Annotated in this window: 7 protein-coding genes and 1 pseudogene; 3 read left to right on the forward strand and 5 right to left on the reverse strand. The window is 70.8% G+C overall.

Translation table 11 applies throughout. The annotated features are described in order from the left end of the window. Positions 1-213 precede the first annotated feature (213 nt). The gene (locus tag H5J26_RS23815; RefSeq protein WP_181768002.1) at positions 214-1,899 is read left to right on the forward strand and encodes an IclR family transcriptional regulator domain-containing protein; all 1,686 of its coding nucleotides are present in this window, start codon (positions 214-216) and stop codon (positions 1,897-1,899) included. Positions 1,900-2,221: 322 nt separating this feature from the next. Further along, positions 2,222-3,730: a glycerol kinase GlpK gene (gene glpK, locus H5J26_RS23820; RefSeq protein WP_181768003.1), complete on the forward strand. Its 1,509-nt coding sequence runs from the start codon at positions 2,222-2,224 to the stop codon at positions 3,728-3,730. Between the two features lie 61 nt (positions 3,731-3,791). Here glpK and H5J26_RS23825 read toward each other — a convergent pair whose 3' ends face one another. Genes H5J26_RS23825 through H5J26_RS23840 form a run of 4 tightly spaced genes read right to left on the reverse strand, consistent with a single transcriptional unit; the run spans position 3,792 to position 8,128 of the window. Then, on the reverse strand, positions 3,792-4,424 hold the full coding sequence (locus H5J26_RS23825) for a GTP-binding protein (protein ID WP_181768004.1): 633 nt from the start codon (positions 4,422-4,424) through the stop codon (positions 3,792-3,794). After that, a complete protein-coding gene (locus H5J26_RS23830; protein ID WP_181768005.1) occupies positions 4,405-4,884 on the reverse strand; it encodes a DUF742 domain-containing protein in 480 nt (159 codons plus the stop codon). The genes H5J26_RS23825 and H5J26_RS23830 overlap by 20 nt, the downstream gene beginning before the upstream one ends. Before the next feature lie 23 nt (positions 4,885-4,907). Then, positions 4,908-5,351, reverse strand: coding sequence for a roadblock/LC7 domain-containing protein (locus H5J26_RS23835; RefSeq protein ID WP_181768006.1), 444 nt, complete (start codon positions 5,349-5,351; stop codon positions 4,908-4,910). Beyond that, the gene (locus H5J26_RS23840) at positions 5,348-8,128 is read right to left on the reverse strand and encodes a nitrate- and nitrite sensing domain-containing protein (RefSeq protein ID WP_181768007.1); all 2,781 of its coding nucleotides are present in this window, start codon (positions 8,126-8,128) and stop codon (positions 5,348-5,350) included. The genes H5J26_RS23835 and H5J26_RS23840 overlap by 4 nt, the downstream gene beginning before the upstream one ends. A 228-nt stretch (positions 8,129-8,356) precedes the next feature. On the opposite strand from H5J26_RS23840, the gene H5J26_RS23845 reads away from it, so the two are divergent. Then, positions 8,357-8,668, forward strand: coding sequence for a hypothetical protein (locus H5J26_RS23845; protein WP_181768008.1), 312 nt, complete (start codon positions 8,357-8,359; stop codon positions 8,666-8,668). 46 nt (positions 8,669-8,714) lie between these two features. Here the strand turns inward: H5J26_RS23845 and H5J26_RS23850 are convergent. Further along, positions 8,715-10,435, reverse strand: a pseudogene (locus H5J26_RS23850) (hypothetical protein); the annotation flags it as partial.

Genomic DNA, 10,435 nt, shown 5'->3' on the forward strand with positions numbered 1-10,435 from the left:
CTGGTCCCTTCCGAGAGGCGGGCGGTTCAGCGCGGGGACGGAGCGAAGCGTTGTCAGCTGGGAGTCCGGGGTGTTCGCCAGGTGAACTTTCGTTCATAATCGATATGCGGGAGTCTCCGACCGCCCGGTGCCGGTGTCAACGGCTCTGGACGTCGCCGAACGTACGGCTCCGGCCGGCTTCCGTCTCGGAGCGGACTGTCCAAGGAGCAAGGGATGCAGGGGACGGCCCCCGGCCGGGAGCGGGCGGGCACCGAGGTCGTACGGCCACTGCAACGCGGTCTGACCGTCCTGCGCGCGATGTCGCGCCCCGGGCGGGAGAAGGCACGGCCCGGTGACCTCGTACACGCGACGGGCCTCGCCCGGTCCACGGTCGACCGGATCATCACCACCCTCGGCCGCATCGGCTATCTGCGCTTCGACGGGCAGGAGGTCGCGCTCGCGCCCCCTCTGATGGAGCTCGGCAACGCCTACCTCTCCGCCGGCGGGCTCTCGGACGCCCTCGCGGACCGGGTGGTGCAACTGGCCGACACCTTCGACGAGTCGGTCTCCCTGGCCGTCCCCGACGGGGCGGACGTACGGTTCATCGCACAGGCCACCCGCCGCAGGACCATGTCGCTGGCCTTCCGCATCGGAGACGCCCTGCCCGCCGAACGGTGCGCACCCGGCGCCCTGTTCGCGTCTGCCTGGGAGGAGTCCGGCTGGGGAGCCTGGCGGGCGCGCAGGGCCGCCGGCTCCGAGGAGGAGAACTTCCCACCGCTGCCGGCGAGTCACACCGCAGGCACGGGCACGGAAGCCGGCTTCCGCCGACGGTGCCGGCAGGCCGGCAAGGACGGCTGGTCACTGGACGACCAGCTGATCGAGCCGGGACTGATCGCGGTCAGCGTGCCCGTACGGGACCCGGCCGGCCGCGTCGCCTGCGCGCTGAGCGTCGTCAGCCATACGAGCAGGCACGATGCGGGGCAGCTCGCCGAACGGTTCCTGCCCCGGCTGCGAGAGGCGGCGGCCGGTATGGAGAGCGCCCTTGCCGCCGGGCACCAGCCGCAAGCCTCCGCCGCGACCGCTCCCGAAGCGCTGCAGGACGGGCGCGGGGCACCGGCCGGAAAAGGCGAGCTCGGCTCCGGCTTCCTCCAGTCGCTCGCCAGGGGGCTCTCCGTACTGCGCGCTCTCGGTGAAGCGCGTGACGAGGGTCTTCCGCTGTCCGCCCTCGCCACCGCGACAGGCCTGCCACGGGCCACGGCACGCAGGTCCCTGCTGACGCTGGAGGCGCTGGGCTACGTGCACTGCTCGGGTCGCCTCTTCCGTCCCCTTCCGCGCGTCCTGGAGCTGGGTTACGCGCATCTGAGCGGGCTCAGCTTCGCGGACCTCGTGCAACCGCACCTGCGGCAACTGGTGGACCGCGTGCACCAGTCGGCGTCCGTGACGGTCCTGGACGGCGAGGACATCCAGTACGTGGCGCGCGTGCACACCATCCGCATCATGAGCGTCAACATCACTCTCGGCACCCGTCTGCCCGCCTACGCCACAGCCATGGGACGGGTCCTGCTCGCCGGTCTGCCCGCCGTCGAACGCAGTCGAGTGGTCGCCCGCAGCGATCTGCGCGCGCTCACCCCGCACACCGTCACCTCGGCCGCCCCGCTCGCGGCCGTCCTCGACGAGGTCGCCTCGAAGGGGTACGCCGTCATCGACGAGGAACTCGAACCGGGCCTCCGCTCGGTCGCCGTCCCTCTGCGCGACGCGCACGGTCGCGTCGTCGCCGCCCTCAACGTCGCGCAGCACTCCGGCAGCGAGCCGGCCGAGGAGACGCGGAGCACCCTCCTTCCCCTGCTGCGCCTGACGGCCGCCGCCATCGAGCGCGATCTGCGCATCGCGGCACGGCATCACCGCATCAGGCTGCCGTGACGGATCGTCCGGTCTTTGCCGCTCGTCCGTCGCGGGGCCGGATTCCGGGGGCAATACGGTTCTGATCACTCCGACACGGCCGTGATGTCAATGACCTCCGCCGCCCTGAACGTCCATGATGTGAATGACCTTGAGGGCCTCTCAGCTGCGATGAAACCCACCGTCACGCTCGTCGGGGAGGCAAGGCGGGACGGACGCGGGACGGGACCGGCCGCCGGGCCACGATCGCCGCGGCATTTCGGAAAAGCCTTCTGATTCTCCCGGGGCCTTCCGGCCTTCGGAGGCACTTCAGCATTTCGGTTCCGGATAAGGGGACGCGACCATGTCGGACAAGTTTGTCGCCGCAATCGACCAGGGCACCACATCCAGCCGCTGCATCATCTTCAACCAGGACGGTGCCATCGTCGCCGTCGACCAGCGCGAGCACCGCCAGATCTTCCCGAAGCCGGGCTGGGTCGAGCACGACGCCACCGAGATCTGGGCCAAGGTGCAGGCGGTGGTCGCCGGGGCGATCGCCAAGGCCGGCCTGCGAGCGGACCAGCTGAGCGCCCTGGGCATCACCAACCAGCGCGAGACGACGGTGCTGTGGGACCGGGCGACCGGACAGCCCGTGCACAACGCCATCGTCTGGCAGGACACACGTACCGCCGCGCTGTGCAACGAACTGGGCGGCGCCGACGGCCAGGACCGCTTCCGCGACCGTACGGGGCTGCCGCTGGCCAGCTACTTCGCCGGTCCGAAGGTGGCGTGGCTGCTGGACAACGTCTCAGGGCTGAGGGCCCGCGCCAACGCGGGCGAGATCGCCTTCGGCACCATCGACTCGTGGCTCATCTGGAACCTCACCGGCGGGACGGACGGCGGAGTGCACGTCACCGACGTCACCAACGCCGGGCGCACCATGCTGATGAACCTGGAGACCCTCCAGTGGGACCAGTCGATCCTCGACGCCATGAACGTCCCCGCGTCGGTGCTTCCGGAGATCAGGTCCTCGGCGGAGGTGTACGGAACCGCCGTGGGCCAGCTCGCCGGCGTGCCCGTGGCCTCCGCGCTCGGCGACCAGCACGCGGCCCTGTTCGGCCAGACCTGCTACGACGTCGGCGAGGCGAAGAACACCTACGGGACCGGCTCCTTCCTGCTGCTCAACACCGGGGAGCGCCCGGTCGCCAGCAAGAACGGGCTGCTGACGACCATGGCCTACCAGCTGGGCGGTGAGCCCGCCTCGTACTGTCTCGAGGGCTCGATCGCGATCACCGGTGCGCTCGTCCAGTGGTTCCGCGACCAGCTCGGCATCATCCGTGAGGCCTCGGAGATCGAGACGCTGGCGGCGAGCGTCGACGACAACGGCGGCGCGTACATCGTCCCCGCGTTCTCCGGGCTGTTCGCGCCGTACTGGCGCTCGGACGCCCGCGGCGTCGTGGCGGGCCTGACCCGCTACGTCACCAAGGGGCACCTGGCGCGGGCCGTGCTGGAGGCGACCAGCTGGCAGACGCGTGAGGTCGTGGACGCCATGTACCAGGACTCCGGTGTGCACATCACCAGCCTCAAGGTCGACGGCGGCATGACCGCGAACAACCTGCTGATGCAGCATCAGTCGGACGTGCTCGGGGTTCCCGTGATCCGGCCGGTGGTCGCGGAGACGACCTGCCTGGGAGCCGCGTACGCCGCCGGGCTGGCGACGGGGGTCTGGTCCGACCTGGACGAGCTGAGCAGCCACTGGAAGAAGGACGCGGAGTGGACACCCCACATGGAAGAGGACGTCCGTGAGCGCGAGTACCACAACTGGCGCAAGGCGGTGAAGCGCAGCTTCGGCTGGCTGGAGGACGGCGACTGACGCAGGCCGTCCACGGCAGCACCGCGAGGCACACCTGAGCCCCGCTCCGCCCGATGTGCGCTCAGCGCGCGCTGGCGGGGCGGGGTTCCGCTTCCTGTGAGGCCGGAGTGGCACGGCGCAGGGCGTGCTCGACGACCGAGACCAGTACGTCGCGCACAGACTCCCGGCGCCGCGCGTCGCACACCATGACGGGCACCTCCGCGTCGAGGTCGAGAGCGTCGCGGATGGCCTCTGCCGGGTACAGCTCGGCATCGTCGAAGTGGTTGACGGCGACCGTGAAGGGGATGCGGCGGCGTTCGAAGTAGTCGATCCCCGCGAAGCTGTCCTCCAGCCGCCGGGTGTCGACGAGCACGACCGCGCCGAGAGCGCCCTGCGCCAGCTCGTCCCACAGGAACCAGAAGCGGTCCTGACCGGGCGTGCCGAACAGGTACAGCACCAGGCCGTCGTTGATGGTGATGCGGCCGAAGTCCATGGCGACGGTGGTGGTGGTCTTGGCCTCCACCCCCGCGGTGTCGTCCACCGGGCGGCCTGCCTCGGTGAGTGTCTCCTCGGTGCGCAGCGGTTTGATCTCGCTGACCGCTCCGACGAGCGTCGTCTTGCCGACGCCGAAGCCCCCCGCCACCAGGATCTTCAGCGTCACCGGTTCGGCGGGCGACGCCGTGCCGGCGCCGCGCTTAGAGCGCCCGAAGACCATCGATTACCTCTCTGAGAATGCTTTCGTCCGGCAGTTCCGCCGGAGGTACGGGGCGGCTGACGCGGACCCAGTCCGCGTCGATGAGGTCCCCGATGAGGACACGCACGACTCCGACCGGGAGGTCGAGTTCCGCGGCGAGTTCGGCGACGGACTGGGGGGAGCGGCGGCAGCTCGTGACGATGTCGATGTGCTCGGGGGCCAGGGTGCTGTCCGCGTGCAGATCGGCGTTGTGGTGGAAGCCGCCGCCGTCGGTGTCGCCGACAGCGTGCCCGACACCATGCCCCGCGCCGATCCCGCTCTCCCCGGGTTTCGCATCCCCTTCACCGTCCGCGCTCTGGGCGATCACCAGCGCGATGAGGTCGAGACGTGCCTCATCGGAGCTGCTGCGGGTGCGGCCGCGCGTCATGGCGTACGGCCGCACCACAGGCCCTGCGGCGTCGTCGAACCAGCGGTCCGTCATCACTTGAGTCCTGTCAGATCCCGTCAGCTGCCACTGGGGTGGCTGGGTGGACCCGACCGGGGGGCGGTGCCCAGGTGCGCACCGACCCGCTTGACCAGGAGCGTCATCTCGTAGGCGATCAGACCGACGTCGGCGTCGGCGTCGGCCAGGACGGCGAGGCAACTGCCGTCACCGGCAGCCGTGACGAAGAGGAAGGCGTCCTCCAGCTCCACCACCGTCTGCCGTACGCCGCCGACATCGAAGTGCCGGCCGACGCCCTTGGCGAGGCTGTGGAAGCCGGAAGCCACGGCGGCCAGGTGCTCGCCGTCCTCCCGTGTCAGCTCCTGCGAAGCGCCTCGTGCCAGTCCGTCGCCGGAGAGCACGAGCGCCTTGCTTATGCTGCCGACGCGTTGGACCAACTCGTCCAGGAGCCAGTTGAGTTCACCGCTTCCCGGGGCTGTGTTCGCTGTGGCTTTCGGTGCGGTCATCGACCGTCCCCCTCCGGTGTCGTTCCTGGTGCTGACTCCGCCGCCTCGTCCGCCGAGGCGTTGGCGTTGCGGCCTCGCTGCCAGCCGCGCTGGAGCGATGCCATCCGGCTGCGTACCTGATCCGCGTCCCGGTCGGTCAAGTCCTGCTTCCTCGGGGCGCGTTCGCCGCGTGTGGATTCGCCCTCGCCCGAGTCCCGTTTGAGCTGGGGTGCCAGGCTGGCTTGCCGGACGCGGCGCGGCAGACCGCCGACCGTACCGGATTGTGCAGCTCCGGTGGGTGCCGACGGCGCGGAATCCGTTTCGGAGGAGCTGTCGGTGCGAGACACCGTGTCCTCGTTCTCCTCCGTACGCGAATCCGGGGCCTCGTGGCGGGCGCGTTCGCCGTTGTCGACGGTGCGGCCGTGATCGGAGACGAGTACGGGCGTCTGCGGGCGCCGGCGCGGCAGCGGTGCGAGCCCGCCCGTCTGGTCGCCGTCGGTCGCGCGCCGTGAGGAGTGGGCCTCGTCACGGGCCTGTTGATGCTGCTCGGCTCCGGACCTCGCACTCGTCGTCGACGGACTGTCCACGCGCCGTACCGGGCCGCCACGGGAGACGCCCGGCCCTGCCCGGCCGGCGTGCTTGTCCCTCTCGGCGGGCCAGGGCTCGTTCGTGTGGCCGTTGCTGTGAATGTCTCCGTCTGTGTCCGGCTCGCTGTGCCGGCGACCGCCGTTCTCCAACTCGGCCAGCGGCGCCTCGAGTTCGACGGGGCCGTCGAGGGCGAGGCGCTGCCTGCCCGCTCCCCCGTCCAGCGCGGCGCTGGGTCCGCGGGTGAGGGCGTCCAGACGCGATCCCGCGATCCCCTTGCCCGGACGGTCCGGTGCTCCCCGGTCGTCGTCGGAGTCGGAGGTCTCGGTGAGGATCCGCCCGGGGACGAGGACCACGGCCGTGGTGCCGCCGTACGGTGAGGGCTGGAGCGAGACCCTCACGCCCTGACGCTGCGCGAGCCGCGAGACGACGAACAGGCCGAGCCGGTCGGTGTCGGAGAGTTCGAACTCGGGTGTCTCGGCGAGCCGGAGGTTTGCCTCGAGGAGCTGGTCGGCTGCCAGCCCCAGACCGCGGTCGTGGATCTCCAGGGTGTAGCCGTTGGCGACGCGCTCGCCGAGGACCTGCACCGCCGTGTGAGGCGGCGAGAACACGGTGGCGTTCTCCAGGAGTTCGGCGATGAGGTGCGTGAGGTCGGCGACGGAACCGCCGTCGACCGCCAGGCGCGGCAGGCGCCGCACCTCGATCCGCTCGTAGTCCTCGACCTCGGCGACGGCTGCCCGCACGACGTCCATCAACTGCACCGGCTTGCGCCACTGCCGGGAGGGAGCGGCGCCGGAGAGAATGACGAGGCCCTCCGCGTGGCGGCGCATGCGGGTCGTGAGGTGGTCGAGCCGGAAGAGGTCGGCCAGCTCGTCGGAGTCCTCGGTCCGCCGCTCCATGTGGTCGAGGAGGGTGAGCTGGCGGTGCAGCAGAACCTGGTTGCGGCGGGCGAGGTTGACGAACACGTCGGAGACGCCGCGGCGCATGCCCGCCTGCTTGACGGCCGCTTCGACCGCAGCGCGCTGGAGGGTGTTGACCGCCTGACCGACCTGCCCGGCCTCGTCCTGCGGGTAGTCCAGCTTCGGCGCCTCGGTCTCGATGTCGACCGCCTCGCCCGCGGCGAGGCGCCGCATGACGCTCGGCAGCCGTACGCCTGCTGCCTCTTGGGCTTCCCGACGCAGGTTGCGAAGGTCCCGTACGAGGCTGCGGCCGACGCGGAACGAGATGATGACCGAGGCGAGCACGGCGGCGGCACCGAGCACTCCGGCGGCGCCCGCCTGGATGAGCACCCTGGTGGCGGCGGGCTGCACACGCTGCTCGTAGCGGTCGCCGGCCTCGAAGTTCATCCGCTCCAGGTCGGTGAGAACCGTGGAGGTCGCCGACGACCAGCGTTCCGCGTTGACGACGTCGTCGCTGCCCTTGCTGCCCGCCGCGATGATGGCGTCCTCATAGCTGCGCAGCGTGCGGCCGTCGGTTCCGTTCCAGTACGCGTCGAAGTACTGCCGCTCCTCGGCGGGGAGTTCGGAGAGGGTGGTGTCGTAGGTGAGGTTGCGCTCGGCCACCCGGTCGGAGAAGGCACGCCGGTCGCCCTTGGTCATCTCGCCCGAGGCGATCGCGGCACCCATCAACGCGTCCTCACGGGCGAGGTATTCGCGAGCCCTCATGAGGCCTACGAGGGCACGGCCCTGCTTGTCCAGGTCGACGTCGTTGAGTCCGCCCAGCGCGCTGAGGAACGCGTAGCAGGGGTCGATGAGTTCGTTGTACGCCTGGAACGCGCCGCCGCGCGTCAGTGTGTTCTCCTCCGCCTGCGCGCGGACCTTCTTCAGGCCCTCGAACTTCTCGAGCATCGCGTCGAGCCGGGCGTAGGCGCTGTCGGTCAGGCTCGAACGCACCCCGGCGTCACGGGCGTTGGAACGCAGCGTGCTGATCTGCTCGTCGGTGTCCCGCTGTTGCTTCTTCAGCTGGGAAAGCGCCTCGGAGCCCCGCGGGTCGGCGAGGTAGACCATGAGCTGCCGCCGCTCGCGCTCGACCGCCTGGGCGGCGTCCTGCGCAGGGTCGCCCACCTGGTCGACTGTGTTGACGACGCTGAGCAGTTCCTGTGCCTGACGGCCGGTGAGGTACGTGGCGAATGCCCATATGGACAGCAGGGACAGCAGCGGCACCAGCAACAGCACCACGATCTTCCGGCGGATTGACCTACCGCGAAAGCGCATGGCCTCCCCTAGTCAACCCCCTGCGCTCGGGGGCGAGTTTCGACAGCAAACGGCGTGAGCCTACTACTCACGGGTGACCTAGTCGTAGATGTGTCCGGGCGTGAAACCGACCGCCCAGGGCGCCTCATCCTGAGATGTCCAGCGATGCCCCAACCGGGATTCCGGTTTGTGGCGCGGCACACGCGCATGGAAACGTGTGGGAGTTGGTGAGGGGGGAGTGAAGGAGCCATGTACACAAAGCCTCGGTTGCCTGATCCGGTGCGTACAGCCGCGGTGCGCGCGCTCGTCATAGTCGCCGTCACGCTCGTGCAGTTGATGATCGCCGTGCTGTGCTCGCTGGCAGCCGTGTGGCTCGCCTTCCCGATGGTGATCTCCACGGTCGCCAGCACCATCGTGGCGACCTGGGCCGTGCTTGACGTATGGGTGACCCGGCAGGTGTGGAGGCAGCGGCACGGGGTCCTCTCCGAACCGAGCAGCGCCGCCCGCACCCGCCCCCGCGTGGTGAGACAGAGACAGGAGCACGAGGACAGACCCGTCTGAACGCGGAGCGGGAGAGCCCGGGCTCCCGGGAGCCCGCCCCGCCGCGTCAGGGCTCGTCGCGCGGTTCCGCCTGCGCCGGAACGCGGGGCTCCCCGTCGGCCTGCTCCGGCCTGCGGAACATCCGCGTGGCCGTGATCTCGCCGTGGACCGTCTCACCGCCCGGGTCCTGATGAGGGAGACCCGGCCGCAGATGCTCCTCGACGCTGATGTACTTCAGCCCGGCCCGCAGGTCGGCGTCGTTGCGCAGACGGATCACGAGGGGGAACTCGGCGAGCGCCGTGGTGTCGAACAGCCCCGTGGTGTAGAGCAGTTGGACTCCCAGGGCGTCGGCGACGGCCCGCTGCAACTCCAGCAGATACGTCGCGTTGGCGCGGCCGATGGGGTTGTCGAGGAAGAGCGTGCCCGCGTGCCGGTGCCTGTCGTGGCCGCGGTCGTTGCTGCGCAGCGCCGCCATGGTGCAGTAGAGCGCGATGGCGGCGGTCAGCAGCTGACCGCCGGAGAAGACGTCTCCCATCTGGCCGACGGGCACACGCTCCGCCCGCAGCACGGCGTCCGGCTTGAGGATCTCCACGGACACGCCGCGCGGCTGAAGGGCGGCGTGAACTCCCCTCAGCAGCAACGACATCCCGTCACGGCGCAGGTCGGAGTTCTTACGGACGGCGGCGCGGGTGGCCTCGTCGATCACCTCGCCCAGGCGCTCCGACAGCGTGCCCTGGTCCGGGTCCTCGAAGCGGATGCGCAGGAACTCCTGCCCCGACCACTCCCCCAGCCCTCCCGGCAAGTGCGAGAGGCGCTGGGCGGAGCGGAGCGTGGCCAGGGAGGACTCCACGAGCCCGCGGAGCCGGTCCACGATGCTGTCCCGGTTGCGCTCCAGCTGCTCCAACTCGTCTGTCAGCACCCGGAGTCGGGGCGCGAAGGCGTCTGCCCAGGCCACGGCGTGCTCGGGCAGGGAAGCGGCGGGGAGTTCACGGATCTGCTGCCGGGCGGGGGTGCGCACCTGCTCGTAGCGTGAGGAGTTGGCGTGCCGTACGAGCACGTCGCAGGCCTCCCGCACGGACTGCTCGGTGGCGGACAGGTCGCCGGCGCAGCCACGGAGCGAACGGCGCGACTCGGCCGCGGCCTGACGGGCGTCCGCGGGCGTGCCCGGGTAGGGCTCGGGAGCATCCTCACCTTCCTGCGGTGCGCACGTCTGCGGGTCACGCAGGAGATCGCGGAGCATGGCGGCGGTCTCGTCGAATCCGTCGGCGGCCTCCTGGGCACTGCGGTGGGAGCGCAGCAGGTCGGAGTGCGCGGCGCGCGCGGCTTCCAATTCGTCGCTGTGTGCGGCCAGTTCGGTGTTGGCCGTACGCAGGAGGCTCTGCGCCTGCTCGACGTCGGCGGGCTCGCGCTCACCGGGCAGTTCGGTGTGGGCGTCGCCGTCGGCCGGCGCCAGGCGCTCCGCTTCTCCGCGCAGCCTGCCCAGCTGCTCGCTCGCTCCGGCCGCCCTGGACTCCAGCATCTGGACCAGCGACTCGGCACGTGAGGCGGCGGCCTGGCGTGCGGGGCCGTCCGCGCCGTCGGGACCCTCCAGGAGTTGAGCGGCGCGGGTGCGGACCTTGTTGGTGAGCCGGTCGAGGGTGGCGAGGGCGGCCGACTCGTCGCCCTCGGCGCGGGCCTGCTCGGCGCGCAGGTCGGCCCCGACACCGACTTTCTCGTAGAGCTGGGACGCGGAGCGGTAGGCCTCGCGCAGCGCGGGCAGCGACTCCCCCGGGGGCTCGGCGCTCTCGT

The sequence above is a fragment of the Streptomyces albidus (ex Kaewkla and Franco 2022) genome, assembly GCF_013870515.1.
Classification (GTDB): domain Bacteria; phylum Actinomycetota; class Actinomycetes; order Streptomycetales; family Streptomycetaceae; genus Streptomyces; species Streptomyces albidus.

Bases quoted from the DNA above. Each gene is read 5' to 3' on its own strand.
- H5J26_RS23830 (WP_181768005.1), bottom strand. From the start codon at position 4,884: ATGACGGACCGCTGGTTCGACGACGCCGCAGGGCCTGTGGTGCGGCCG.
- H5J26_RS23825 (WP_181768004.1), bottom strand. From the start codon at position 4,424: ATGGTCTTCGGGCGCTCTAAGCGCGGCGCCGGCACGGCGTCGCCCGCC.
- H5J26_RS23845 (WP_181768008.1), top strand. From the start codon at position 8,357: ATGTACACAAAGCCTCGGTTGCCTGATCCGGTGCGTACAGCCGCGGTG.
- H5J26_RS23835 (WP_181768006.1), bottom strand. From the start codon at position 5,351: ATGACCGCACCGAAAGCCACAGCGAACACAGCCCCGGGAAGCGGTGAA.
- glpK (WP_181768003.1), top strand. From the start codon at position 2,222: ATGTCGGACAAGTTTGTCGCCGCAATCGACCAGGGCACCACATCCAGC.
- H5J26_RS23815 (WP_181768002.1), top strand. From the start codon at position 214: ATGCAGGGGACGGCCCCCGGCCGGGAGCGGGCGGGCACCGAGGTCGTA.
- H5J26_RS23840 (WP_181768007.1), bottom strand. From the start codon at position 8,128: ATGCGCTTTCGCGGTAGGTCAATCCGCCGGAAGATCGTGGTGCTGTTG.